This window comes from Bacillus sp. cl96 (genome assembly GCF_900100505.1).
Lineage (GTDB): Bacteria > Bacillota > Bacilli > Bacillales > Bacillaceae_G > Bacillus_A > Bacillus_A cereus.
In genome coordinates, this window is the sequence record NZ_FNDM01000002.1 from 472,095 (window position 1) to 496,647 (window position 24,553).

The window sequence follows — 24,553 nt, forward strand, 5'->3', positions numbered from 1 at the left end:
AAAAGAAGCCCGTCACTGGCGGGCTTCTTTTTTACTTGAATAAAGATTTAACAAAATCAATGATACTTGAGAAGAAATCTTTCACTTTATCTAGAAAACTTTGTCCTTCTTCAGAACCTAAGAAGGCAGAAACGTGTTCTTTTGCTTTGTTTAATTGACTACCAACTTGATTCCAATCGATATTAAGATTTTTCATTTTATCAAATAACGATACTAAGTTATCTAACTGTTCATCTGTCAATGTAATGCCGAGTTGATCAGCAATTTTTTTAATTAATGAACGTAAATCTTCTGTTGTTTTTGGCTGTTCTTTTGCAATTTCTTCTTTAATTTTTGCAACAAGTTGAACTGCTTTTTCTTCACCAATTTTATCACCAAGCTGGGCTGTTTGTACCATTTCTTCATTCGCTACTTTTTTAACTTCTTCAGGAATTTGTTTATTGGACGCAGTTTCGTATGCTTTCATTAATCCAGTTAAAGCTGCAGTTCCTGAAACTTTAAAAGGTGCAGTAATTTGAATTTCTGCATCTTTTACACCTGCTGTAATCAAAGCGTTAGTGTACATTGCATCTGTTACCCAGTTAATGTTCTTTGATCGTACAATAAGACCAGATCCTGGTTTTGTGTATGTAATCATAGAAGAAGAAATTGCTCTCGTACCAATTTGTGCTTTTGGAACAATGCCTTCTAGAAATTTATGTTCTTCCGCATTAGATACAGTGATAATTGTAGCATCTTTTGGTGCTTTCATTTCTTTTAACAGATCTTGTTTTTGTTGTTCGGATAAGTTCTCTCCTAATGTAACAATTGATTCTCCCTCAATGATGTCTGCAAATGAAGCTGTTGGCATCATAAATACCGTTACAGCTAATAGCAGAGCTAATAATTTCGTTTTCACGAAAAATCGCTCCCTTTCTCTTTCTAAAATTTTCGGGCAACAAAGTTATTATAGTATATATTTCTTATTTGTCACCTAGCTTTTTCCACATTTCAAAAAAGAAGTATCTAGATTGTCGGATTCTTTTTGTTTCTAGTCATGAATGTGGTAATATAGTGCTGAGATAGTTGAAAGGAGACATATACGTATGAAAACTTTAGGATACATATTAATGGAAAACGGTGAAAAAATCGACTTGGAATTTTTCCCAGAAGAAGCACCGAAAACAGTAGAAAACTTTAAAAAATTAGCAGAGCAAGGATTTTATGACGGTGTTACATTCCACCGTGTTATTCCTGGCTTCGTAAGCCAAGGTGGAGACCCAACAGGTACAGGTGCAGGTGGCCCAGGTTACTCTATTCCATGTGAAACTGATGGAAACCCTCATAGACACCTTGTAGGATCACTTTCTATGGCTCACGCTGGCCGTAACACAGGCGGTAGCCAATTCTTTATCGTTCATGAGCCACAGCCGCATTTAGATGGTGTTCATACTGTATTCGGTAAAGCAACAAGCGGTATTGAAACAGTATTAAAAATGCGTCAAGGCGATGTAATGAAAGAAGTTAAAGTTTGGGAAGAATAAGGTAAGGAAAAAGAGAGCTTTTGCTCTCTTTTTTATTTTTAATGAGATTGAGTACTACTTCTACAGCTCATCATACAAGTAGTATTGTTGCTAAAATATATTGTTTGTGAGAACAAACCTTTAACCAATTACATAGAATACATTACATTATATGTTTCAATAAATATTTTTTGTTATATTAATTTTGCTAGAATTGTGCTGCTTTAGAGTAACTATAAATGAAGTGCTGTTGAATGATATGTTTCTTTCCATTCCATATAAAATTTTCTTTTTTTAACTCTATTTATTAAAGGAATAGTGCTGAAACATAGATTTGACTTTCTTCTTTTCGCTTTGTATGATTATCAAGTTGTTTTAGACTCTTCTCACTCTGTTGAAAATATTGTAAAATGAATGTGATATGAAAAGAGTGATTGAGGGGATTACTAGTTTGTAACTTTTGTAAGAAGGGATAAGGGTTATGTTAATTCGTTTTAAAAAAAGTTATGAAAAAATTGCAATGGGGCTTCTTTCGTTTATGCCAACTGAAAAAGATGTGAAAACATTACAATTGACAATGAAAGAATATGAAGCAAAAGATGATTGGCAATTGTATTTGTGGAAAGAAAATGAAGATTTTGTTGGAATAATGGGGATTGTAAAAAAAGAGAATCAAGTATTAGAAATTCAGCATTTGAGTGTGAACCCGTCTCATCGTCATGTGGGGATTGGGACGAAGATGGTTCAAGAGTTAAAGAGTAAATTTCTTGAGTTTACAATTTGCGGAAATGAGCAAACAGCAAGTTTTTGCGAAAAATGTAAAGGGCTAGAACAAAATATACATTCGTGAAAGCAGAGATAAGTAGTTTATTATCTCTGCTTTCTTTTTTGTAATTGTTCGTTTCGTTCAGTAATGACCTCTGTGCGATCACGCAAAGTGTGCTTGTTTATAATATATTCACCTGGGATAGCATTCAAGTCTTTCCAAGAGAGGTTTTGTTTTTGACATAACTCTATGCACTGCTTCTCTAACGATGAATCTGATAAGGGTAAAAATAAAGGTACAAAACGTTCTTTTTTATGGATAGATTGCAATCTTTCATTGAGCAAGGAAAGAAGTTGTACTTGATTAATTCCTAAACGTTGTAAAGGCACACCGCTTTTTTCTAAAATTGTAATTGCGCTTTTCATCATTTTTGTAGAACCATTCCAATTAGCACGTCTTTGGTGGTATAAAGAAACTGCAATTTGAATGAGACCAACTAAGTAATGATCACGATTACCTCTTGGTTTTGTCTTCCAATACTCTTCTAGTATTTCGTGGCATTCAAAATAGTCATAATCTCCATGGAAATGAATTAAAAATTGTATGTATTCGGTAGGATACATGTTTTCTCGCTCCTATCTAACGGTTATACATATAAGTGTATCATAGAAATATGAACAATAAACGACTAGGAGGTTTCCCCCTAGCCGTTATTGTTCATATTAGCAGAAGCAAGCTGCTCCTACAATAATTAGTAAAATAAACAGTACAACAAGTAATGCGAACCCACCGCTAAAACCACAATCAACGTGACCCATAGTTTTTTGACCTCCTACATTGTTCTTACTACACTGTTATCATATGAAGTGGTGGGCATGATGACATAGGCATCGGTCTATTTTTAATTAAATTTCTTAAAAAGGTTGGATAGAACATGAGTATGCTCTATACTTATGTTGTTATAGAAAAAATGTGGTGGGATGCTTTGTGCAATATAATTTTAAAGTAGAGGCTTTTGAAGGGCCGTTAGATCTATTGTTACATTTAATACATCGTTATGAAATTGATATATATAATATTCCTGTAGCAGATATTACAGAGCAATATTTATCTTATGTGCATACGATGAAAGAACTTCAATTAGATGTTGCAAGTGAGTATTTAGTAATGGCTGCAACGTTATTACAAATTAAAAGTAAGATGTTGTTGCCGAAACATGAAGAAGATGTACTTGATAACGGTGATGATTTTATAGATGATCCTCGTCAAGAATTGATGGAGAGGTTAATTGAATATAAGAAATATAAGCAAGTTGCTACTGAGTTAAAAGAAAGAGAACAAGAAAGAGCACAGCTATATACACGTCCACCAATTGACTTTACATCGTTGCAACAAGAAGAGGAGACAAGCTTACCTCTTGATGTTACGTTATATGATATGCTAGCAGCATTTCAAAAATTAATGCGCCGTAAAAAGGCAAAAAAACCTGTAACAACACGTATTACTCGTCAAGAAATACCAATTGAACAGCGAATGACTGATATTTTAAAACAGTTAAAAATAAAGGGTGGTCGCCAAAGTTTTTATGATTTGTTTGTTGATGATGAACGTGAAATAATGGTTGTAACATTTTTAGCAGTTCTGGAACTTATGAAAAACCAACAAATCATAATTGAGCAAGAACATAATTTTGATGAAATTTTCGTATCAAGCTCTAATAAATCTGCATAGAGCCAGTATGTGAAAATGGGATAGCAACATTTTATCTCATGCTATGTTTTAATGTATCGTTTGGAACAAGAGAAAAAATATTGAACCGAACGCATTAATTGTGATTCGGTTTTTTGATGTGTATTTTTATGAGAAAATAGAAGGAAGGAGCTCGTGAAATGGATAGGAAAGAACAAAAGTCAATTATTGAAGGCCTTTTATTTGTTTCTGGTGATGAAGGGATTTATCCAGAACAAATAGCGAAAGTTCTTGAAATTGAAATGAATGAAGCAATTAATATTTTAGAAGAAATGCAACAAGAATGTGAAGGTGCAAACCGTGGTTTGCAAATTGTACAGTATGCAAAAGTATATCGTTTTGCTACAAAGAAAGAACATGCTTCATATTATCAAAAATTAATAGATACACCAACAGCTGCTTCACTCTCACAAGCTGCCCTCGAAACGTTAGCGATTGTTGCATATCGCCAACCAATCACAAGGACTGAAATGGAAGAGATTAGAGGAGTTAAAACTGATAAGGCGTTACAAACGTTGGTTTCACATTTACTTATAAAAGAAATGGGAAGAGCAGAAGGACCAGGGCGTCCTATTTTATACGGAACAACAAAAGAATTTTTAGACACATTTGGATTGAAAACATTAGATGATTTACCACCGCTTTCTGAAGAGAATGAACAAATGAATGAAGCAGATTTATTCTTCGGTTCCTTACAAGAGATATCGAAATAAAAGCTTAGCATTTTGCTAAGCTTTTTTTGTATATCAATTATTTACAGTGCCATACTAAATGAAAAAAGGAGACGAGTTATGAGAGGTATGCGGATTATTTTATTATTAGTTTCTGTTTTATTATGTTTTTCTTTAAATAGCGCATCAGCTAAAAGGTATATGATGTCCATTCATACTACGTCTCCTTTACATATGCATCGGCAACATCTTAGTAAAATGAAAGTGAGCTTTTTAAAAGTGGGGCAAGGTGACGCAACACTTATTATAATGCCAAATGGACAAACAATGTTAATTGATGGAGGACCTTATGAAGCAGGAGAGGTTATTATTCAGAAATTAATTGAGAAAGGGATTAATCATTTAGATGTAATTGTCAGTACGCATCCCGATATGGATCATATAGGGGGGTTAATTCCAATTGTAGAGCAAATGCCGGTATCGCTTATACTAGATAGCGGAAAAACATATAGTTCTCTTACTTATCATACGTATCGGAATAATATAAAAAAAAGAGGGATACCTTTCGTTTCAGTAAAGGAAGGACAATATATACCGCTGGATCCACATGTTTCTATACAAGTATTAAACAACGGGAAATCAAAAGATGAAAATAATGAATCCTCAATTGTTTTAAAGGTGCGATATGGAAAAGCGGATTTTTTATTAATGGGTGACGCGGATGTACGGACAGAACATGAAATATTAAAACAATTTGATGTCCATGCAGATGTGTTAAAAGTGGGGCATCATGGCTCATATACTTCAACAAGTGAAACGTTTATAAAAAAAGTGGAACCGCAGTTTGCTATTCTATCGTACGGGAGTAATAATCCGTATGGACATCCTCACCAAAGTGTAGTGAAACGCTTAAAAAGGCACGGTATAATGGTATATAGAACGAATAAACGTACAGTAGAAATGGAAACAGATGGTGAACATATTATGTTAGAATCTAGCGGATTAATGCCATTGTTGAAGTGATTTCTATATTAGGGGGCGATACTGTCCCTTTTTGGAAAAATGAATAATATATATTATAATTATAAGAGACGTAAGAAATTTCCTTTTCTGTTGAATAAAAAGGAAATTTCATTAGAATGTATAGACAACTACTCGTGCGTATATTAAGATGGAACTAGGCGAATAAGGTAATAATAACAAGTAGGTAATTCATGGGAAAGGATCGATGAAAATGAAAACGCAAATTGTCATCAATGCCAAAATTTACACAGGTCAAGAAATAGTGGAAAACGGATTTATTCGTTACGCAGAAACCATTAAAGAAATTGGTTTGATGGCTCAATATGTACCACAAGAAAATGAAACTGTTTTTGATGCTACAGGGAAGATTATAATTCCAGGTATGATCGATGTTCATATTCATGGTGGATACGATATTGATGCGATGGATGCAAATAGCGATGGGTTAGTAACTCTAGGTAAAGAAATGTTAAAAGAAGGGGTTACAACTTACTTCCCAACAACAATGACACAAGCTCCAGAGGCAATTGAAGCAGCGTTAACTGCTGCGAAAGAAGCAAAAGAAAAAGGAGCGCATTTCGAATATATTCATTTAGAAGGACCTTATGTTTCAAAGAAACGTGCAGGTGCACAGCCACTTGAACATATCGTTCCTGCAAATATTGAGCAATTTAAACAATGGCAAGAAGCAAGTGGGAACTTAATTAAATTAGTAACATATGCACCAGAAGAAGAGGGAGCATTAGAGTTTGAACAATATCTTGCTGAAACTGGTGTAGTTGGCACAATGGGACATACAGATGCAATTGATGCGCAACTAAAAAATAGAAAGATTACACATGCGACACATTTATACAATCAAATGCGTGGATTACATCACCGTGAACCAGGAGTTGTGGGTCATGTGTTATTAAATCCAGATGTAATGGTTGAAGTAATTACAGATGGTATTCATATTCACCCTGACATGGTGAAATTAGCATATAAGTTAAAAGGACCGAAAAAAGTAAGTGTTATTACTGACGCAATGCGTGCAAAAGGTCTTGAAGATGGATTATATGAGCTTGGCGGACAGCCAGTACATGTAAAAGATGGTAGTGCTCGATTAGAAGATGGAACGTTAGCTGGTAGTATTCTAAAAATGGATCAAGCTTTCCGAAATGTAATTGAATTTACAGGTTGTTCAATCGAAGATGCAGTACTTATGACATCAGTTAACCAAGCAGAAGAGTTTGGATTAAATAATAAAGGTGCATTAGCGGTAGGAAAAGATGCAGACTTTGTTGTGATGAATGAAGATTTACATGTATATGATACGGTTCGTTTAGGAATTCATATGAAGGAAGGGAAGTAATTAAATGAATATTCTTGTTGTAAAAACTCCAGAAGAATTAGCAGAAGCAGGTTATAAATTAATTGAAGAAGTTGTAAAAACAAAAGAAAATCCAACATTAGGAATGGCTACAGGAAGCTCTCCATTAGGTATTTATGCAGAAATGCGAAAAAATAAACTTGATACAAGCCGTGTAACCACTGTAAACTTAGATGAGTACGTAAATTTACCACATGAAGATAAAAACAGCTATCACTATTTCATGCAAGAACAGTTGTTTGATCATCTTCCATTTAAACAAACTTATGTACCAAACGGGATGGCAAGTGATTTAGAGGAAGAGTGCAAACGTTACGAGAGCATTCTAGCTGCTAACCCAGTTGACCTACAGATTCTTGGAATCGGTGAAAACGGTCACATCGGATTTAATGAGCCAGGAACACCGTTTAATTCTCCAACAAACATTGTTGAATTAACAGAATCTACACGCCAAGCAAACCTTCGATTCTTCGAAAAAGAAGAAGATGTGCCAACTCATGCGATTACAATGGGAATTGGAAGCATTATGAAAGCGAAACAAGTTCTACTTGTTGCTATGGGTTCTAAAAAGGCAGAAGCTGTTAAAGAATTATTGCAAGGTGAATATAGTGAAGAGTGTCCGGCTACAGTTTTACAACGTCATCCGAATGTAACCGTAATCGCTGATCAAGAAGCCCTATCTTTATGCAGTGAGGCGATTGCTGATGAACATCGACAAGTATTCACCATTTCCGATCTATTATCAGATTCAAGAGTGGGTGAAACAGCTAATTGAGGACGGCGAATGGAAGCCGGGAGATAAAATCCCATCTGAGAATGAACTTTGTGATAAGTTCGAAGTGAGTCGAATGACAATCAGACAGGCGATTAATAATTTAGTGGAACAAGGCTATTTATATCGGAAGCGTGGAATTGGAACATTTGTCCAACTTCCGAAAGTGGAACAAAAATTGCAAGGAATGACGGGATTCACAGAAGACATGATTTCTCGTGGGATGAACCCAAGTAGTCAATTACTTAGTTTCCGCCTAGTTCCAGCTACTGCTAAAATAGCAGACCGGTTGAGAATACAGGAGGGGGAATCGGTTTATGAAGTGAGGCGTATTCGCTTAGCTGATGATGAACCGATTGCTTTTGAGACGACATATTTGTCGCCAGCTCTTGTAAAAGATATTAACGAAGAGATATTGCAACAATCTTTATATGAACATTTAGAGAAAAAACTGGGCTTTAAACTTGTTAGCGCTACTCAGTCAATTGAAGCTTCCGTTGCGACGGAAAATGAAGCTGAACATCTGCATATTCCTAAAAAGGCGCCTGTACTTGTAATGCGTCAATGGTCATATTCAGAAGGTGAGATACCGCTAGAGTACGTGAAATGTATTTATCGTGGAGATCGTTATAAATTTATTACGAATATCGCACGTAACAAATAGTATATTTCAGTTTGTGAAGTACAGTGGAATTGAAAATGGTTAACATGTAAAGAAATAAAAATACGACTCATCCTTATAAGGAATGAGTCGTATTTTTATTATGAGCAATTACGTGGTTAACAGCATCTTTGACGTGATTTACTACATAGTGAGCGTGTTTTTTTACTGCATCATCTGCTTGCGACATAGCAAAACTGTGAGGAGTTAAAGAAAACATAGGAATGTCATTATAAGAATCCCCTATACAAGCAATTTCCTCAGGTTTTATTTGAAACTCATTTAATAAAACAGAAATGGCAGAGCCTTTACTAACATTCGGTGGCATTACATCTAAACATTGTTCTGCTGAGATGAAAGTACTAACTTTCCCGTGGAATTTTTCATCAATTTTTTTCTGAAGGAGTTGTAAGCTCTCCTTTGTTCCACCGACAGAAATTTTATTTGGGAAAATTGTATCATCAATCTTCTGTAGTAAGTTTGGTTCTTCAACAGAAGTCATAGTTACTTGTTGTTCAAGTTCTTGAATGAAAGGTGTTTTCTCTTCAATGTAATAATTATGCTCATCACTTACATAACGGAAATAAGGATCTTCATTCGTCATAGCTAACAAACCGGGAAGTATGCTGGAATCAAAAGTTGCAGATAATAGTTGTTTATTTTCATGTGTATATACAAAAACACCATTTACACTAATGCGATGAAAATTTGTATTTACAGCTTTCATTAAGTCTGCAATTTCATTATCAAGTCTTCCGGAAGCGAAGCAAAGAATAACATTTTGCTCGGCAAGGCTGCGCAGTGCCGCAACATCTTGTTCGTCAATAAGACCTCCGTGTTGCATCATTGTACCATCGATATCACTTACAAACATTTTAATCATGCTGTTATCTCCTTTCTATGTACAGTTGCTCTTACATTATACGCATCATATATAAACATGTCTAAAAAATGAATTTTTATTAAATGGCAGATGTTTTACATTGACGACAAAGAAGAATATTCTGTAACATAAAAGTAGGCTATTTAAGTACGAGGGTGGTGTTATATGAGTAATTATCTAGAAATTAAAAAAGTTTTAAATAATAATGTCATCATTGCTAGCCATCCGGAACACGAGGAAGTAGTAGTGATTGGTAAAGGAATTGGATTTGGGAAAAAAGCAAAAGATGTATTGGAGCAAGAACAAATCGAAAAGATGTTTGTCTTAAAAAATGAACGTGATCGTGAACAATACAAATTATTAGTGCCGCATATTAGTGAAAAATTAATTGAATTGATGAACGATATTATGCTGTACATTCAAGGGAAAGCGAAATCGCCACTAAATGAACATATTCATATTGCGTTAACAGATCATATTTCATTTGCGATTAAAAGGTTAAAACAAGGACTTACAATTGATAACCCTTTTTTAGTTGAAACAAAAATGCTCTATCCAAAGGAATATGAAATTGCGGAAGGTGTTGTAGAACTTTTAAATTCTCGTTTGCAAATTACATTGCCAGAAGGAGAAATTGGTTTTATTGCACTTCACATTTACAGTTCGCTTACAAATTCTGATTTATCTTCAGTTAATCAAAACTCCCGTCTCATTGCACAACTTGTATCTTTAATTGAGACAAACTTACAAATTACATTAGATCAAGAGAGCATTCATTATTTACGTCTTATTCGTCATCTTCAATATGCTATTGAGAGGGTGAAAAAAGGAGAAAAAGTAGAGGAATCGCAAAGTTTTGCTGATTTATTAAAGGCGGAGTATCCAGCTTGCTATAACTTGGCTTGGAAGCTAGTTAAGGTCATGCAAAAAGAGTTGCAACTACCTGTATATGAAGCTGAAAGTATTTATTTAACGATGCACTTGCAACGCTTAGTAAAGGCAGAGCATGTGTAAAAAGCCATATATTTTTGTCTAAAATGAAAACGTTAAAAAAAATGATTGAATCGCTTACAATAGTTATGTATAATAACTATTGCAAAGTTATACAAATTTCGACAAACACATTAAGGTGAGTAACGAAAACGTTTGCCTTAATTATAGTGAACTTATACGTAAACCTATTTTTGACACGTGTTACTGATTCGATCAGGCATGAGTGGAGAAAAGTAAGGAATGTAAGCTAGAGAAAGGGATATACTACCCTTTGTATAGCTATCGTTCTATCTTTTTTTCCTCATGTCTTTTTGGCGTTTGTCGGAAGGTATCAATATAGATAAGAGAGGAAGGGTTTCCATGTTTAAGAAGATCTTTGGTGTTCTTCAAAAAGTCGGAAAAGCGTTAATGCTTCCAGTAGCGATTTTACCGGCGGCAGGTATTTTACTTGGATTTGGTAATGCATTTCAAAATCCACAGTTAACAAATGTTATTCCTGCTTTAAAAGCAGATTGGTTCGTAATGGTTGCAAAAATTATGGAACAATCTGGTGATATTATTTTCGCTAACCTTGCATTATTATTCGCAGTTGGGGTAGCAATTGGTTTAGCTGGTGGAGACGGAGTAGCTGGTTTAGCAGCATTCGTCGGCTACTTAATTATGAACAAAACGATGAGTGTGTTCTTAGAAGTAGATAAGCTAGTGAAAGTAACAAGTTCTGGAGCAGACCCAGTAAAAATTGGATTTGCAGATCCAGCGTATGCAAACGTATTAGGTATTCCAACGCTACAAACAGGGGTATTTGGTGGTATTATCGTCGGTATAGTAGCGGCATATTGCTATAATAAATACTTCAACATTGAATTACCATCATACTTAGGTTTCTTTGCAGGTAAGCGTTTCGTACCGATCGCAACTGCAACATTCTCTTTAATAGTAGGTATTATCATGTGCTTCGTTTGGCCATACATTCAAGGTGGCTTAAACACGTTCTCACATCAAATGATTGATGCAAATAGAACAATTGCAGCATTTATATTCGGTTTAATTGAACGTTCATTAATTCCATTTGGATTACATCACATTTTCTATTCACCGTTCTGGTTCGAATTCGGTCAGTATACAAATGCAGCTGGCGAATTAATCCGTGGTGACCAAAAAATCTTTATGGCACAGTTAAAAGACGGTGTAGAATTAACAGCAGGGACATTTACAACTGGTAAGTATCCGTTCATGATGTTCGGTCTTCCAGCAGCAGCTTTAGCAATGTACCATGAAGCACGTCCAGAAAATAAAAAATTAGCAGCAGGTATTTTAGGTTCTGCAGCATTAACATCTTTCTTAACAGGTATTACAGAGCCACTTGAATTTTCATTCTTATTCGTAGCGCCAGTATTATTCGGAATTCACGCTGTATTTGCTGGTCTATCATTTATGACAATGCAAATTTTAGGTGTTAAAATTGGTATGACATTCTCTGGTGGTTTAATTGACTTCCTATTATTCGGTGTACTACCAGGCCGTACAGCATGGTGGTGGGTAATTATTGTTGGTCTTGTACTAGCAGTTATTTACTACTTCGGATTCCGCTTTGCAATTCGTAAATGGAATCTAAAAACACCTGGTCGTGAAGTGGCAAATGCAAATGACGGCGCAGGAAAAGCAGAAGCAGGCGAACTCCCTCGTGAAGTATTAGTAGCACTTGGTGGTAAAGAAAACATTGCTTCTTTAGATGCTTGTATTACTCGTTTACGTGTTCAAGTTAACGAACAAAAGAATGTAAACAAAGACCGCTTAAAAGAACTTGGAGCAGCTGGTGTACTTGAAGTTGGAAATAACATTCAAGCTATTTTCGGACCGAAATCTGACACATTAAAATCACAAATTCATGATATTATGTCAGGTCGTACACCTCATGTTGAAAAAGAAGAACCTGTAAAAGTGGAAGAAACTCCTCAAAAAGTTGATGAAAATGAAACAATTGTATCACCAATCGAAGGGAAAATCTTACCAATTACAGAAGTACCTGACCAAGTATTCTCAGGAAAAATGATGGGAGACGGATTTGCAATTGAGCCAACTGAAGGAACAGTAGTTTCTCCAGTGAACGGTGAGATTGTCAATGTATTCCCTACAAAACATGCGATTGGTATTCAATCAGAAGGCGGAAAAGAAATTTTAATTCACTTCGGTATTGATACTGTAAAATTAAATGGTGAAGGTTTTGAAGCGCTTGTAGCACAAGGCGACAAGGTGAAACAAGGCCAACCATTATTAAAAGTAGATCTTGCATTTGTAAAAGAAAATGCACCATCTATCATTACACCAATTGTCTTTACAAACTTACAACAAGGGCAACAAGTCGAATTGAAAAAAGATGGAAATGTTAAGAAGGGCGAAACCGCTATTATTGACATTCAGTAGGAATTTGACGCAAAATGTTTATAATTATAATAGGCGATGTGGTTGACCGAACATCGCCTATTATATACAATAGATGATGTAGTACTCACGTCTATACAACTAAAAAATACTGTAATTTAAAGGAGATAAATTATCATGGAAAAAATCTTTAAAGTAACTAGCGACTCAGGAATTCATGCTCGTCCAGCAACTCTACTTGTAAACACTGCAAGCAAATTCGGTTCTGACATTAACTTAGAGTATAACGGAAAGAACGTTAACTTAAAATCAATCATGGGCGTTATGTCTTTAGGCATTCAACAAAACGCAGAAATTAAAATCACTGCAAATGGTGATGATGCAGCTCAAGCACTAGCAGCTATCGAAGAAACTATGAAAAACGAAGGATTAGGAGAATAATGACTCTTAACATTCAAGGGATCGCTGCATCAAGTGGGATTGCTATTGCAAAGGCTTTCAGACTTGAAAATCCTGAATTTAACATCGAAAAAAAATCAATTACAAACGAAGCTGCAGAAATTGCACGCTTAGACGCTGCGCTTGAGAAAGCAAAAACTGAATTAGAAGCTATTAAGGACCACGCATTTGCTGAGCTAGGTGCTGACAAAGCTGCGATCTTTGAAGCACATTTATTAGTGTTAAATGATCCAGAACTAGTAAACCCAGTAAAAGATAAAGTAAATAGCGAAAAAGTAAATGCTGAATTTGCAATGGATGAAGTTGCATCAATGTTTATTTCTATGTTTGAAAACATGGATAACGAATATATGAAAGAACGTGCTGCGGACATTCGTGACGTAACAAAACGCGTTCTTGCACATTTACTAGGAATTAACTTCTCAAATCCTGGTACAATTTCTGAAGAGGTAATCATCATTGCTGAAGATTTAACACCATCTGATACAGCTCAGTTAAACCGTAAGTATGCAAAAGGTTTCACTACTGATATCGGTGGACGTACATCTCACTCTGCAATTATGGCTCGTTCTATGGAAATTCCAGCTGTTGTTGGTACGAAAGTTGTTATGGAGAAAATCCAAAACGGCGATATCGTTATCATTGACGGTTTAGATGGAGAAGTAATTGTAAACCCATCAGAAGAAACTCTTCGTTCGTTTGAAGAAAAGAAAGCGAAATTTGAAGAGCAAAAAGCTGAATGGGCTAAATTAAAAGACCAAGCTACTGTAACAAGTGACGGACATCACGTTGAGCTTGTTGCAAATATCGGAACACCAAATGATGTACAAGGTATTATCGATAATGGCGGAGAAGGCGTTGGCTTATACCGTACAGAATTCTTATACATGGGCCGTGACAATCTTCCAACAGAAGAAGAGCAGTTCGAAGCGTATAAAGCAGTTCTTGAAGGTGTAAAAGAAGGGCAACCAGTCGTTGTTCGTACACTTGACATCGGTGGAGATAAAGAGCTTCCATACTTACATTTACCAAAAGAAATGAACCCATTCTTAGGATACCGTGCAATTCGCTTATGTCTTGATGAGCAAGATGTGTTCCGTACACAACTTCGTGCATTACTTCGTGCTAGCGTATACGGTAACTTAAAAATTATGTTCCCAATGATTGCAACTCTTGATGAGTTCCGTCAAGCGAAAGCGATTTTATTAGAAGAGAAAGCGAAACTTGTAGAAGCGGGTACAACTGTTTCTGATTCTATTGAAGTTGGTATGATGGTTGAAATCCCAGCTTCAGCAGTATTAGCAGATCAATTCGCGAAAGAAGTTGACTTCTTCTCTATCGGAACAAATGATTTAATCCAATACACAATGGCTGCAGACCGTATGAACGAACAAGTATCATACTTATACCAACCATATAACCCATCTATTTTACGTCTTGTAAAAATGGTTATCGATGCTGCTCATAAAGAAGGCAAATGGGCTGGTATGTGTGGTGAGATGGCGGGCGATTCACTTGCTATCCCATTATTATTAGGATTAGGTTTAGATGAGTTCAGTATGAGTGCAACATCTATTCTTCCTGCAAGAACACAGCTAAGCAAGTTGTCAAAAGCAGAAATGGAAACATTAGCAGAAAAAGCATTAATGATGTCAACTGCTGAAGAAGTTGTTGAACTAGTTAAAAGCATATAATTAATAAAAAAACCTGAGTCGATTTGAAATCGGTCTCAGGTTTTTTCTATGAGAAAAGTAAATCTTATTTGCTTACTATCGAGGATAAGAGACAGAATTAGATAGCGATTGCAACGATATCAGTTGGGCATACACGTAAAATACCAGTAAAAGTATTTCGATTTTGATTGTTCTTATCGTCTTTATTGTTATCTTTGTTGTCTTTGTCATTACGAGCTAAAGCAGAGAAAAGAGCAACACCGTTAGCGAAACCTTCAAAAATTACATTGTTGAAAGTACCATTACCTCTAATGCTTAAAAGAGAAAGTTCTGTTCCAACTGAAATGCTAGCAAGTACGTTACATACAGCTGGTTGTTGTGGTCTAACCTCTCTCTCTCTCTCTTTCTCGCGATGGTCGCGCTCTCTTTCATGATGATGACATTCTCTAAAGTTATCACAGCATCCAAATGATCCAAACATAATCCTCATCACCCCCTTCACACTTATAATCTATGTAAGTTCGGTAGTTAGTGACTGGACAGAGAGTGGAATTTTTTCTAGGGGATTTTCTCATTTTAAATGACTAGCTGGGTGTTTAGTATGGAATGATGTTTAAAATAGGGGGAATATAACAAAAAAATGTAAAAACCACCGAAATAAATGAAATGGGTAGCCTTTACACTTTTTTACTTTTATATAAAACGATGATATATACAGGAAGAGCTAGGAGTAGTGGTACAATGGATCGTGCAGTATGTTTTTCTGATTCTAATTGGAATGCTTCTTCTTTTGGAAATTGTAAAATGGAGATGTTTGCGGCATCACCAATAAAATATAGAAGCAGTACAGTTACTATGTAACATAAAAGTGCGATAAAGCTTCCGTATGAACTCAATGAAAATCCCTCTCTTGTTATCTATTTGTTATCATTGTATCACAATTGTAACAAAAATACACGGGTATATTTCAACGTCTTAACAAAATTCGACATGAAACGTCACGTTTATTTATGAGAAGGGAATAGAATATACTTTTCCATAAGTATAAATGTCGAATGATTTGTAGTAATATTACAAAAGTATGACAGGGAATAAAAAAACGAAGGCAATGTAGTTGCCTTCGTTTTTTATTATTTTGCCCACTCGCTTACTTGCTCTACGCTCATGCGAGGTGCAGGGTGGCCTTTTAAAGTTGATTCCCCAATTGTAATAAGCATAATTGGAACGTAACGAGATGAAACGTTAAATTCGTCTGTCAGTGCTTGTGGATTGAAGCCACCAATAGCACAAGTATCCCAACCAGTTGCTTTAGCTGCAAGCATAAGTTGCATTGCTGCTAAAGATGCATTTGAAAAGGCAGCATCTCTTGGGAATTGTTCACGAGCATATGCAGATTCAATATTTTTAGCTAAGCGTTCTTTTGCTTCTTCTTTCATAAATCCTTGTTCTACAATTGGACCATATACTGGCTCAACATTTTTATAAGCTTCTAAATCACCTAAAATAGCGACTACTGCAGAAGCATCAAGAATTTGTTGTTGGTTATAAGCTATTGGGTGTAATCGTTTTTGTACATCTTCACCTTGAAAAACAAGGAATTTCCAGTGTTGTAAGTTCCAAGCGGAAGGTGCTTGTGCTGCTGCTTTTAAAATCTCATGTAATTCTGTAGATGAGATTTCTTTATTTGGGTTGAATGCACGTGTAGATGTGCGTTCATATAGAACGTTAAAAAAGTTGTCGTTTGTCATAATATATCCTCCAAATTGTATATAAAATTATCGGGAAAACGCAATGTATATTACTTACATTTTGTAAGTTATCGAATTTAAGAATATAATATCTTTATTTTAATTGTCAAGTTTTAAGAAATAAGCTAGGGCATTCATACAAACGATATAATTCCTATAATCATACACTAAAAAAGGAATTTATAGAGTGAAAAGGGAAGATAACATTCTCAATTAGCTTGTTAATATGTATTTCTCACAAATTAAAGTTTATTGGAGAACAGTCTTTTAGAAATGTTTGTGAGGAATTCAGTAGAACAAGATATATGAAGTGAGTGAAGACTAGTGATGAACATACTACATTTTTTATTAGAGAATACGGTTTTCCAAAATGTGTTACAAGATCTGCAGTTAAATGTCCTTTATATAGAAAATGGATGTAAACATCAACAAACGATAGAAAATATCCATCCAAAATGTATGTTTATAGCAAATAGTTTTGAAGAGGGCGAACTATTATTTCAAAGAACGAAACCGCACATTATAATTATGTATGTAACAGATTATTCTCAAATAAAATATATAAAGAATATGTATACCTCGCAAAGTACATTCATTGTCATTTGGGATCAACAAATAACAAAGGAATTTACAGATGTACTTGCATTAGGAATACGTAATATTGTAATAGCCCCTGTAACTCCGCAAGCAGTGTTAGAAGAAGTGAATAAGAGTTTGTATCAACTTTCTTTAGTAAGGCAAGTTAGTTTACAACAGGAACTGCTTCAAACGATGTTTGATTTTCAAAATGATTTATTATTTATAGTAGAAGATGATGAAATTGTTGATTGTAATACAAATTTTTTAACGTTTTTCGGATATGAAAATTTGTTTGCCTATCGCGAGCAACATTTAGTATTTGCTGAACATTTTATTAGAGAAAATGGATACTACTCGACGACGCATGATATAACATGGTTAGACGATACTTTATCAAGCGGTAGAAGAATTAAGATGTCAAATTATGAAGGGGCAGTATCTACTTTTCTATTACGTGCGACACCATTGCCAGAAGATTTATCAAGATTTATTGTAAAGTGCACGGAAATTACAGAATTAGATGAAATCTATCAAGAACAAGAAAGACTTGCTATGATAGATTCATTGACAGAGATTTATAATCGTTTAAAGTTTCAACAAATACTAGAGGTAGAATGGGAAAAGGTAATACGTAATGATGAGAAAATAGCAATTATTTTATTTGATATAGATAATTTTAAAACAGTTAATGACACATATGGTCATGATTTTGGCGATTTGGCATTAATACAACTTGCAGAGCTTATGAAATCTAAAGTGGAGCAGCAACATGTATTTGCAAGATGGGGAGGGGAAGAATTCATTATATTAGTGACAAATACAGTAGAAAAGGAAGCATTTCAAGTTGCGGAATCATTACGATTCTTCATTGAAACAAAGCAATTCACTGGAATTTCGAAGTTAACAGCTAGCTTTGGGGTTGCGTTATATGAACAAGGAACTACAAGAGAAGAATTAATGCAACGAGCGGATATTGCATTATATGAAGCGAAAAAAAATGGAAAGAATCAAGTATGTGTGTATAGAAAAGAAAAAATGTGATTTTTCGCAACAAATTGTTGCGATTTTTTTTTATTGTTTGATAATAGAATAGGGGGACAATTTTTAGCGAAGGAATTATGGAGGATCAATATGATAAAAAAAGTAATGGTGGTGGCTTCACTGTCTGCTATAGTTGGCGGCGGAGTATACTATTTTCTTGTTAGCCCCAATATAAAGGAAAACACTGTATTAACAACTAAAGTGAATCCTACTATTGAATCGGAAGTACAAGGGAATATAGAAGAAAAAGAAGAGCAACAAATTGATTATGCTAGCATATCTCAAAAATTAGATCAATATTTAGTCGGAAAGCAATTCAATGGAACAGTTTTGGTAACAGATAAAGAGCATGTTATATTGAATAAAGGATATGGGTATGCTGATGTTCAAAATAAAATAGAAAATACGCCTCAAACAAAATATCGTATCGGTTCTATTACGAAAACAGTCGTTGCCACATCTATTTTACAGCTGCAAGAACAAGGGAAATTGAATATTCAAGATAATGTAAATAAATATATTCCTTCATTTCCGGAGAATAAAAATATTACGCTATATCATTTATTAACGCATACCTCTGGTTTACCTGAACACGCAAAAGGCAATATTAATGCGGCTTCCCGCTTACAATTAATTAATTGGATTGGACGTCAAAATTTAGAATTTCCTGCAGGAACAGGTTGGAGATATACAGATTATAATTATATGGTGCTTGCTTATATAATAGAACATATATCGAAAAAACCTTTAGGAGATTACATAAAAGAAAACATATTTGTAAAAGCAGATATGCATGAATCCGGTATGGGAAATATGGTACCTGGAGATAAAAATTTTACAAAGGGTTATGTGAAAAAAGATCAAGAGCTTGTACCAGCGCAGAAGTTAGGCATGGATTGGCTATATGGTTGTGGTGAGATGTATACGACAGTTGGAGATATGAAGAAATTAGACGAAGCAATTATAAATGGAAAACTTCTTTCTGAACAAAGTATACAAGCAATGTTTTCACCTTCAGCAGAACGGAAATATGCATTTAGTTTTTATATATATCCAGATTATTTTCATAATCATGGTGTATTATCTGGTTGGAACACTTTCAATAATTTTAATAAAGAAAAAGGAACTTTTGTTATTTTATTTTCAAATGTGAAAAATAGTATGGATGATGACTTTAATAAAGAGTTCCGAAAGATGGTAAATGATTTATTAGAACAAAGGGGATGAGAAAATGGAACATAAAACTTTATCAATAGGTTTCATTGGTATTGGCGTAATGGGAAAAAGTATGGTTTATCACTTAATGCAAGATGGTCATAAAGTATATGTATATAATAGAACGAAAGCAAAAACAGATTCTTTAGTGCAAGATGGTGCAAATTGGTGTAATACGCCAAAAGAGTTAGTGAAGCAAGTTGATATTGTAATGACAATGGTTGGATATCCACATGATGTAGAAGAAGTGTATTTTGGTATAGAAGGAATTATAGAACATGCAAAAGAAGGTACGATAGCAATTGACTTTACGACATCTACACCTACTTTAGCAAAACGGATTAATGAAGTTGCAAAAAGCAAAAATATATATACGTTAGATGCACCTGTCTCAGGAGGAGATGTTGGTGCGAAAGAAGCAAAACTCGCAATTATGGTAGGTGGGGAGAAAGAAATATATGATAGATGCTTACCTTTACTTGAAAAGTTAGGAACAAACATTCAATTACAAGGACCAGCTGGGAGTGGACAACATACAAAAATGTGCAATCAAATTGCGATTGCTTCCAATATGATTGGAGTATGTGAGGCTGTCGCTTACGCGAAGAAGGCTGGACTGAATCCAGATAAAGTGTTAGAGAGTATTTCAACAGGGGCAGCAGGTAGCTGGTCATTAAGTAATTTAGCTCCTCGAATGTTAAAAGGAGACTTTGAGCCAGGATTTTATGTAAAGCATTTTATGAAAGATATGAAAATTGCTTTAGAGGAAGCAGAAAAATTACAATTACCAGCCCCAGGCTTAAGTTTGGCGAAAGAATTGTATGAAGAGTTAATTAAGGATGGCGAAGAAAATAGTGGAACACAAGTACTATATAAAAAATATATAAGGGGGTAAACGAGGTGGACCTTCAAAAGTTTGATGAGATGATTGATACTGTACAGCGAGCTACTTGTATGCAAATTAATGAAAAACAAAAAGAAGCTTTTAAACAAAAATATGATTTTGAACCAGAATTTGAATATGGAAGAGATGAGAAGGGACATTATGTAATTCGAACCTCAAAAAAGATGTTAGAAGAAATGGAGTTTTATTTGGCATTGAAATATGATCGTGATGGAGTGGATCTTTATATGCAAGCTGAGATTGATGGTATATTTCATGTATCTGTTAGCTATGGTGAAGATGCCCTACATCTACAAGAATTGTTTCAATTTCTAGAAGAAAAAAAATAAAAGTCCTCATTTGAGGACTTTTATTTATTTAGTCATGTTTAATTTTTATAATTATAAGTTAGAAGCGCGGCGGCATCGTTCAACCGGGAACGGGATAATTTGTGCGATGTGGTTAGGACCAAATTGTTTTGTACGAGCATGGCGTATTATATAAAAAGCACACAGAATTGAAACAGGAATAGCGCCGAATAAACCAAATAATAAAGCGCTTACACAAGATGCGACAAATCCTAAAACACCAATTTCTAACTCTTCCATAATAGCTCCTAAAATAACAGGAAATGCTCCACATGTAACTCCAAGTATAAGTGCGATAAGTAAGCTCATGATTATCCCCCTCTGTTTGCGATATTATTTTCCTTCTAAGTTAATTGTAGTATATCACATATAAAACAGAATTTTCAGAAAAAATTCAATAAATGTTCGAAAAATGCACTTGAAAAATTAAGGTGTAAATTTGTGATGAAATGGTACTTTCAAGTAAATAAAAAATCAGACTTATTTCAAAATGAAATAAGCCTGTTCCATAGGAGGATGTATATATGTAGAGTGAATAAAAGTTTGGAAAAGGGGGTCCAAGTCCTTTTATTCAACTAACTACCTTAATAGATTGGAACCCAGCCTTCAGTTGTCACAAAAATACGAATAGCTACAACTTGGCGATCATCTTGCAAGGTAAAATAATGTCTTGCATTTTCAGGAACAGATATTAAATCGCCTGGCTCAAGTTCAACATCAAAGAATTTCCCATCTTTACCTTCAATAGCGAAAATGCCGTGACCACTGACGATAAAGCGAACTTCGTCATCTGTATGATGGTGTTCCTTTTGGAAATTAATTAATAATTCGTCAAGGTTAGGTGTGCTACTTGAAAGTGAGATTACATCATGTGCTTTATAACCTCGACGTGCTGAAACATCAGCGATTTCTTTTGAAAAAATAGCTAATATTTCAGCTTTGTTTTCATCTGTTAACGAATAATTTTCATTTAAATGAGTAGGAAGTTTAGAAATATTCCATTTCTCATATAAAACGCCTTCCTCTTGTAGAAATTTAGATACTTCCACTTCATTTTCAATACGAGTATTTACTTCATGAATACGAATTTGCGCCATTAGAAACGCCTCCTTGAATTGATAATAGTTTTATATGAAATTGGAATAAAAACTCATAAGCTTCTAATCTCTTCTTTGCATCAAAGCTATCTCGGCCCCATACGGTAATACCGTGGTTACGGATTAATACTGCACCCGAATCTCCTTGTATATGCTTTCGGAAGTTTTCTCCAAGTGTTGGGATATGGGCATGGTTTTCGATAATAGGAATGTGAATGGTTGCACCTTCTTCCCAAATATCGAGAGCTTTAATAATTTCTTGATTTTGAAGGGTGACTGCATCACTATATAAATTTGTGATGACATTATTATCGGTTGTATGAACATGAAGTACGCAACCGGCATTCGTATTGTTATAAATGTGTGTATGCAATATTGTTTCTGCTGAAGGGCGTAATTCAGTCTCTAAAACGGGAACTCCTACATGATCTACTAATAGAAAATCATCTGGAGTGGTTTTTGTTTTATCTTTACCGCTTGCCGTAATAAGAAAAGTAAGTGGTTCATGACTAACCTTTATAGAAATATTACCACTTGTTGCTGGGAACCAATTTCGTGTTGTTAACTCTTTTTTTATCTCGCTTAAGTCATACCATTGACGAAAAAGTTGTTTCATGCCTTCACCTCCAACAAAAGTTTTAATTCAGCTTGCACATCTTGAAATGTTTCAAACGGTGTATAAGCAATATGATTTTCTTCACACTTTGTAATAAGAAAATCGCGAGCGAATACTTTATCAGCTTGTTTCGCGGCTTGTAAATCAGTAATAGAATCTCCAATTACAATATGAAAGTCATCTGTATCACTTAATTTACGGATTAATGATGATTTACATAATCCGCAATGATTTTGACAATGATCATCACAAGAATGAGGCCATTTAACTGTAATAAACTCTGCTGAAAAGTCTGTTTCATTACAATAAATTTGCTCTTTTGGAATGATTCCTTGTAAGAGTGGATAGACGAAGAAATCCATTCCACCTGATATCACGTAAAAAGAAATGTTATTTTCCTTTACGAATTGTATAAACTCATGAAAACCACTACGGATTTCAGCAGTTTCTATTAAAAATTGAATAATATCATCGTGCAGATTAGTAGGTATTAATTGAAATAATTGAGAAACACCTTCTTGAATGGATAGTTCTTGTGATAAAATTTTATTCTTTACTTCTTCGGCTTCTGGTGGTGCGAATTTTTCCATAATGGACATAATGTTATCATTATTTGTAATCGTGCCATCGAAATCACAAAATACTTGAATACTCATAATTTCACCTCATAAGAGGGATTTCCCCATATTTGTAGTGCACTATGCAAATTTATGTCGTCTACTTCATGGAGTGGTTTATTTTGCAAAGTAGCATCAATTGCAGTACGGAAAGCTTTACCGCCGCCTTGCGCTCCATTTGGATGTCCGTGTATCCCGCCGCCAGCATTAATAACAACATCTTTACCGAAATCTCGTACAATAAAGGGAACGAAACCAGGATGAATACCAGCAGACGGAACAGAAAAGCTCTTCTTGAAAGATGCATCGTCTTCAGTTAAATATTTTGAGATAGCAAGAGCCTCCTCTTTTTCTAGCGCAACACTTCCGTATGGAGATGGGAATAATGAAAAGTCAGCCCCAGCATAACGTAGTAGCTTTCCAAGTAATAATGGAGATGAAACTCCATATAACTTGGATGCTGAATAAGCACCACTTACAGCAGGATGTGCCATAATAGGAACTGGGATTTCATCATCTTCTGCAAGTGATTGTAGTACATCTAGTCCGTAAGCAAATACGTTAAATAATAGAATATCAGCTCCAGCTTGCACTGCACGTTTAGCATTTTCTTTTAAATCAAAAGTTCGTCCTGTTAAATTTACGGCATATAACGTTTTATGTCCGTATGTTTCATATACGGATTGTAAAACTTCTTTTCCAGATACAATGCGTTTCGTAAGTGGTGTTAATGCATTTTCAAATAATATTTCATCATCTTTTACTATATCTACACCACCAATTGCTTGATCGCGTAATTGCGTTTTTAAATACCCAATGTTTCGTCCAATCATTCCTTTAAAAATACTCATTAAAAGGGGACGATCATGCACTTGTAAAAGATTTCGAATACCATCTATCCCGAATTTTGGACCAGGAAAATGTTTTTTTAACTCGTCTGAAAAAGTTAAGTCAATTAATTTTACTTCGCCATCAAGTGATAGCTTTCCAAATGTAGTCGTTAAAATCGCTGGTAAATCTGGACTGAAGTTTAATAGCGGATATTCGATTTTAATAATTCCGCGTTTTACTTTTTTACGTAAATACGAATTGGTAGGTTCATGTTCAGCTAATTCCTCAACATGAATGACGTTGCCTTTATGCTGCTTTAATTGTTCTTGCAATAAGTGTGGCAAATGAGTCCAAGAGCCAATTGTTAAACCGAGTGCAATTTGCTCAGCTTTTTTTTCTAAGTTATGTGAATCATCATGGATTAAATACGTCGCTATAATTCCGCTCATTGTTATAACCTCCTAGTTAAATAAAAAAACCTCTCAGCTAAGGAGAGGTTTTTTTACAACCAGCTCCTTATCTGTCAGCGTAATGCTGCGAGAATTAGCACCGTGTCTACAATTGTAGATCGGTTGCCGGGTTTCGTCGGGCTCGTCCCTCCACCTGCTCTTGATAAGAAGTATTTAGAAATGTTTAAATTTTTAAGATAACT

28 protein-coding genes and 1 riboswitch are annotated in these 24,553 nt (G+C 34.9%); of the genes, 16 read left to right on the plus strand and 12 right to left on the minus strand.

Going from position 1 to position 24,553, the window contains the following annotated elements; all coding sequences use genetic code 11:
* Positions 1-31: 31 nt before the first annotated feature.
* Entirely contained in the window at positions 32-898 is an 867-nt protein-coding gene (locus BLT20_RS06980) for a DUF1002 domain-containing protein (RefSeq protein ID WP_000850515.1), read from the minus strand.
* A gap of 187 nt (positions 899-1,085) precedes the next feature.
* On the opposite strand from BLT20_RS06980, the gene BLT20_RS06985 reads away from it, so the two are divergent.
* Together BLT20_RS06985 and ribT are read left to right on the plus strand one after the other, a co-directional pair.
* Positions 1,086-1,523: a peptidylprolyl isomerase gene (locus tag BLT20_RS06985; RefSeq protein ID WP_000853782.1), complete on the plus strand. Its 438-nt coding sequence runs from the start codon at positions 1,086-1,088 to the stop codon at positions 1,521-1,523.
* 460 nt (positions 1,524-1,983) lie between these two features.
* Positions 1,984-2,352: a GNAT family N-acetyltransferase RibT gene (gene ribT, locus BLT20_RS06990; protein ID WP_000908401.1), complete on the plus strand. Its 369-nt coding sequence runs from the start codon at positions 1,984-1,986 to the stop codon at positions 2,350-2,352.
* Positions 2,353-2,372: 20 nt separating this feature from the next.
* Here the strand turns inward: ribT and BLT20_RS06995 are convergent, their stop codons facing one another.
* Complete coding sequence (locus tag BLT20_RS06995; protein ID WP_000283597.1) at positions 2,373-2,891, minus strand: DUF309 domain-containing protein; 519 nt, start codon at positions 2,889-2,891, stop codon at positions 2,373-2,375.
* A gap of 99 nt (positions 2,892-2,990) precedes the next feature.
* Positions 2,991-3,086, minus strand: a complete 96-nt coding sequence (locus BLT20_RS07000; RefSeq protein WP_000510194.1) for a YjcZ family sporulation protein — start codon at positions 3,084-3,086, stop codon at positions 2,991-2,993.
* A gap of 169 nt (positions 3,087-3,255) precedes the next feature.
* Between BLT20_RS07000 and scpA the strand changes: the two genes are divergently transcribed.
* From scpA to BLT20_RS07035, 6 genes are all read left to right on the plus strand, one after another.
* Positions 3,256-3,999 (plus strand): segregation/condensation protein A, encoded by a 744-nt coding sequence (gene scpA / locus BLT20_RS07005; protein WP_001199753.1) that lies wholly within the window; start codon positions 3,256-3,258, stop codon positions 3,997-3,999.
* A 158-nt stretch (positions 4,000-4,157) separates the two neighbouring features.
* Positions 4,158-4,730 carry a segregation/condensation protein ScpB gene (gene scpB, locus BLT20_RS07015; RefSeq protein ID WP_000375168.1) on the plus strand — a complete coding sequence of 191 codons (573 nt, stop codon included), beginning with the start codon at positions 4,158-4,160 and terminating at the stop codon, positions 4,728-4,730.
* 78 nt (positions 4,731-4,808) lie between these two features.
* Positions 4,809-5,711: a ComEC/Rec2 family competence protein gene (locus BLT20_RS07020; protein ID WP_001214826.1), complete on the plus strand. Its 903-nt coding sequence runs from the start codon at positions 4,809-4,811 to the stop codon at positions 5,709-5,711.
* Between the two features lie 211 nt (positions 5,712-5,922).
* A complete protein-coding gene (nagA, locus tag BLT20_RS07025; RefSeq protein WP_002179749.1) occupies positions 5,923-7,065 on the plus strand; it encodes an N-acetylglucosamine-6-phosphate deacetylase in 1,143 nt (380 codons plus the stop codon).
* A 4-nt stretch (positions 7,066-7,069) separates the two neighbouring features.
* Positions 7,070-7,858: a glucosamine-6-phosphate deaminase gene (gene nagB, locus BLT20_RS07030; RefSeq protein ID WP_001024210.1), complete on the plus strand. Its 789-nt coding sequence runs from the start codon at positions 7,070-7,072 to the stop codon at positions 7,856-7,858.
* Positions 7,788-8,519, plus strand: a complete 732-nt coding sequence (locus BLT20_RS07035) for a GntR family transcriptional regulator (protein ID WP_014894892.1) — start codon at positions 7,788-7,790, stop codon at positions 8,517-8,519. Before nagB ends, BLT20_RS07035 begins: the two co-directional genes overlap by 71 nt.
* A gap of 73 nt (positions 8,520-8,592) precedes the next feature.
* Here BLT20_RS07035 and BLT20_RS07040 read toward each other — a convergent pair whose 3' ends face one another.
* Positions 8,593-9,399, minus strand: coding sequence for a Cof-type HAD-IIB family hydrolase (locus tag BLT20_RS07040; protein WP_000594252.1), 807 nt, complete (start codon positions 9,397-9,399; stop codon positions 8,593-8,595).
* Between the two features lie 165 nt (positions 9,400-9,564).
* On the opposite strand from BLT20_RS07040, the gene glcT reads away from it, so the two are divergent.
* The 4 genes from glcT to ptsP all read left to right on the plus strand — a co-directional run bounded on the left by glcT (position 9,565) and on the right by ptsP (position 14,927).
* The gene (gene glcT / locus BLT20_RS07045) at positions 9,565-10,413 is read left to right on the plus strand and encodes a glucose PTS transporter transcription antiterminator GlcT (protein ID WP_000073860.1); all 849 of its coding nucleotides are present in this window, start codon (positions 9,565-9,567) and stop codon (positions 10,411-10,413) included.
* Between the two features lie 339 nt (positions 10,414-10,752).
* The gene (gene ptsG / locus BLT20_RS07050) at positions 10,753-12,816 is read left to right on the plus strand and encodes a PTS glucose transporter subunit IIABC (RefSeq protein WP_000473178.1); all 2,064 of its coding nucleotides are present in this window, start codon (positions 10,753-10,755) and stop codon (positions 12,814-12,816) included.
* Positions 12,817-12,951: 135 nt separating this feature from the next.
* The gene (ptsH, locus tag BLT20_RS07055; protein ID WP_000411080.1) at positions 12,952-13,215 is read left to right on the plus strand and encodes a phosphocarrier protein HPr; all 264 of its coding nucleotides are present in this window, start codon (positions 12,952-12,954) and stop codon (positions 13,213-13,215) included.
* Positions 13,215-14,927, plus strand: coding sequence for a phosphoenolpyruvate--protein phosphotransferase (ptsP, locus tag BLT20_RS07060; RefSeq protein WP_000174207.1), 1,713 nt, complete (start codon positions 13,215-13,217; stop codon positions 14,925-14,927). Before ptsH ends, ptsP begins: the two co-directional genes overlap by 1 nt.
* A 97-nt stretch (positions 14,928-15,024) precedes the next feature.
* Here ptsP and BLT20_RS07065 read toward each other — a convergent pair whose 3' ends face one another.
* The 3 genes from BLT20_RS07065 to BLT20_RS07075 all read right to left on the minus strand — a co-directional run bounded on the left by BLT20_RS07065 (position 15,025) and on the right by BLT20_RS07075 (position 16,654).
* Entirely contained in the window at positions 15,025-15,387 is a 363-nt protein-coding gene (locus BLT20_RS07065; RefSeq protein WP_000468041.1) for a DUF3915 domain-containing protein, read from the minus strand.
* 196 nt (positions 15,388-15,583) lie between these two features.
* Complete coding sequence (locus BLT20_RS07070) at positions 15,584-15,802, minus strand: hypothetical protein (RefSeq protein WP_000100485.1); 219 nt, start codon at positions 15,800-15,802, stop codon at positions 15,584-15,586.
* A gap of 234 nt (positions 15,803-16,036) precedes the next feature.
* Positions 16,037-16,654, minus strand: coding sequence for a nitroreductase family protein (locus BLT20_RS07075; RefSeq protein WP_000180387.1), 618 nt, complete (start codon positions 16,652-16,654; stop codon positions 16,037-16,039).
* Between the two features lie 327 nt (positions 16,655-16,981).
* Here BLT20_RS07075 and BLT20_RS07080 point away from each other — a divergent pair, with 327 nt between their 5' ends.
* From BLT20_RS07080 to BLT20_RS07095, 4 genes are all read left to right on the plus strand, one after another.
* Positions 16,982-18,274, plus strand: a complete 1,293-nt coding sequence (locus tag BLT20_RS07080; protein ID WP_001023185.1) for a GGDEF domain-containing protein — start codon at positions 16,982-16,984, stop codon at positions 18,272-18,274.
* 90 nt (positions 18,275-18,364) lie between these two features.
* Complete coding sequence (locus BLT20_RS07085) at positions 18,365-19,501, plus strand: serine hydrolase (protein WP_000592910.1); 1,137 nt, start codon at positions 18,365-18,367, stop codon at positions 19,499-19,501.
* Positions 19,502-19,505: 4 nt separating this feature from the next.
* Positions 19,506-20,384 carry an NAD(P)-dependent oxidoreductase gene (locus BLT20_RS07090; protein WP_000400430.1) on the plus strand — a complete coding sequence of 293 codons (879 nt, stop codon included), beginning with the start codon at positions 19,506-19,508 and terminating at the stop codon, positions 20,382-20,384.
* 5 nt (positions 20,385-20,389) lie between these two features.
* Positions 20,390-20,722 carry a DUF3909 family protein gene (locus BLT20_RS07095; protein WP_000365618.1) on the plus strand — a complete coding sequence of 111 codons (333 nt, stop codon included), beginning with the start codon at positions 20,390-20,392 and terminating at the stop codon, positions 20,720-20,722.
* A 51-nt stretch (positions 20,723-20,773) separates the two neighbouring features.
* Here the strand turns inward: BLT20_RS07095 and BLT20_RS07100 are convergent, their stop codons facing one another.
* From BLT20_RS07100 to mtnW, 5 genes are all read right to left on the minus strand, one after another.
* Positions 20,774-21,049: a hypothetical protein gene (locus BLT20_RS07100; protein WP_000054659.1), complete on the minus strand. Its 276-nt coding sequence runs from the start codon at positions 21,047-21,049 to the stop codon at positions 20,774-20,776.
* Between the two features lie 275 nt (positions 21,050-21,324).
* Entirely contained in the window at positions 21,325-21,837 is a 513-nt protein-coding gene (locus BLT20_RS07105; protein WP_000057314.1) for a 1,2-dihydroxy-3-keto-5-methylthiopentene dioxygenase, read from the minus strand.
* Positions 21,815-22,453, minus strand: coding sequence for a methylthioribulose 1-phosphate dehydratase (locus BLT20_RS07110; RefSeq protein ID WP_000811341.1), 639 nt, complete (start codon positions 22,451-22,453; stop codon positions 21,815-21,817). The genes BLT20_RS07105 and BLT20_RS07110 overlap by 23 nt, the downstream gene beginning before the upstream one ends.
* Positions 22,450-23,109 (minus strand): 2-hydroxy-3-keto-5-methylthiopentenyl-1-phosphate phosphatase, encoded by a 660-nt coding sequence (locus BLT20_RS07115; protein ID WP_000027461.1) that lies wholly within the window; start codon positions 23,107-23,109, stop codon positions 22,450-22,452. The genes BLT20_RS07110 and BLT20_RS07115 overlap by 4 nt, the downstream gene beginning before the upstream one ends.
* Positions 23,106-24,350: a 2,3-diketo-5-methylthiopentyl-1-phosphate enolase gene (gene mtnW, locus BLT20_RS07120; RefSeq protein WP_000014191.1), complete on the minus strand. Its 1,245-nt coding sequence runs from the start codon at positions 24,348-24,350 to the stop codon at positions 23,106-23,108. Before mtnW ends, BLT20_RS07115 begins: the two co-directional genes overlap by 4 nt.
* Positions 24,351-24,414: 64 nt before the next feature.
* Positions 24,415-24,520: riboswitch (SAM riboswitch) on the minus strand.
* Positions 24,521-24,553: the final 33 nt, after the last annotated feature.

Excerpts from the sequence above, each read along its gene's own strand:
- BLT20_RS07115 (WP_000027461.1), bottom strand. The coding sequence starts at position 23,109 with ATGAGTATTCAAGTATTTTGTGATTTCGATGGCACGATTACAAATAAT.
- ribT (WP_000908401.1), top strand. The coding sequence starts at position 1,984 with ATGTTAATTCGTTTTAAAAAAAGTTATGAAAAAATTGCAATGGGGCTT.
- scpB (WP_000375168.1), top strand. The coding sequence starts at position 4,158 with ATGGATAGGAAAGAACAAAAGTCAATTATTGAAGGCCTTTTATTTGTT.
- BLT20_RS07035 (WP_014894892.1), top strand. The coding sequence starts at position 7,788 with ATGAACATCGACAAGTATTCACCATTTCCGATCTATTATCAGATTCAA.
- BLT20_RS07000 (WP_000510194.1), bottom strand. The coding sequence starts at position 3,086 with ATGGGTCACGTTGATTGTGGTTTTAGCGGTGGGTTCGCATTACTTGTT.
- BLT20_RS07040 (WP_000594252.1), bottom strand. The coding sequence starts at position 9,399 with ATGATTAAAATGTTTGTAAGTGATATCGATGGTACAATGATGCAACAC.
- ptsP (WP_000174207.1), top strand. The coding sequence starts at position 13,215 with ATGACTCTTAACATTCAAGGGATCGCTGCATCAAGTGGGATTGCTATT.
- BLT20_RS07110 (WP_000811341.1), bottom strand. The coding sequence starts at position 22,453 with ATGAAACAACTTTTTCGTCAATGGTATGACTTAAGCGAGATAAAAAAA.
- BLT20_RS07090 (WP_000400430.1), top strand. The coding sequence starts at position 19,506 with ATGGAACATAAAACTTTATCAATAGGTTTCATTGGTATTGGCGTAATG.
- BLT20_RS07075 (WP_000180387.1), bottom strand. The coding sequence starts at position 16,654 with ATGACAAACGACAACTTTTTTAACGTTCTATATGAACGCACATCTACA.
- ptsH (WP_000411080.1), top strand. The coding sequence starts at position 12,952 with ATGGAAAAAATCTTTAAAGTAACTAGCGACTCAGGAATTCATGCTCGT.
- BLT20_RS07100 (WP_000054659.1), bottom strand. The coding sequence starts at position 21,049 with ATGAGCTTACTTATCGCACTTATACTTGGAGTTACATGTGGAGCATTT.
- BLT20_RS06995 (WP_000283597.1), bottom strand. The coding sequence starts at position 2,891 with ATGTATCCTACCGAATACATACAATTTTTAATTCATTTCCATGGAGAT.
- BLT20_RS07065 (WP_000468041.1), bottom strand. The coding sequence starts at position 15,387 with ATGTTTGGATCATTTGGATGCTGTGATAACTTTAGAGAATGTCATCAT.
- mtnW (WP_000014191.1), bottom strand. The coding sequence starts at position 24,350 with ATGAGCGGAATTATAGCGACGTATTTAATCCATGATGATTCACATAAC.
- BLT20_RS07020 (WP_001214826.1), top strand. The coding sequence starts at position 4,809 with ATGAGAGGTATGCGGATTATTTTATTATTAGTTTCTGTTTTATTATGT.
- nagB (WP_001024210.1), top strand. The coding sequence starts at position 7,070 with ATGAATATTCTTGTTGTAAAAACTCCAGAAGAATTAGCAGAAGCAGGT.
- BLT20_RS07080 (WP_001023185.1), top strand. The coding sequence starts at position 16,982 with ATGAACATACTACATTTTTTATTAGAGAATACGGTTTTCCAAAATGTG.
- nagA (WP_002179749.1), top strand. The coding sequence starts at position 5,923 with ATGAAAACGCAAATTGTCATCAATGCCAAAATTTACACAGGTCAAGAA.
- BLT20_RS06985 (WP_000853782.1), top strand. The coding sequence starts at position 1,086 with ATGAAAACTTTAGGATACATATTAATGGAAAACGGTGAAAAAATCGAC.
- glcT (WP_000073860.1), top strand. The coding sequence starts at position 9,565 with ATGAGTAATTATCTAGAAATTAAAAAAGTTTTAAATAATAATGTCATC.
- ptsG (WP_000473178.1), top strand. The coding sequence starts at position 10,753 with ATGTTTAAGAAGATCTTTGGTGTTCTTCAAAAAGTCGGAAAAGCGTTA.
- BLT20_RS07105 (WP_000057314.1), bottom strand. The coding sequence starts at position 21,837 with ATGGCGCAAATTCGTATTCATGAAGTAAATACTCGTATTGAAAATGAA.
- BLT20_RS07085 (WP_000592910.1), top strand. The coding sequence starts at position 18,365 with ATGATAAAAAAAGTAATGGTGGTGGCTTCACTGTCTGCTATAGTTGGC.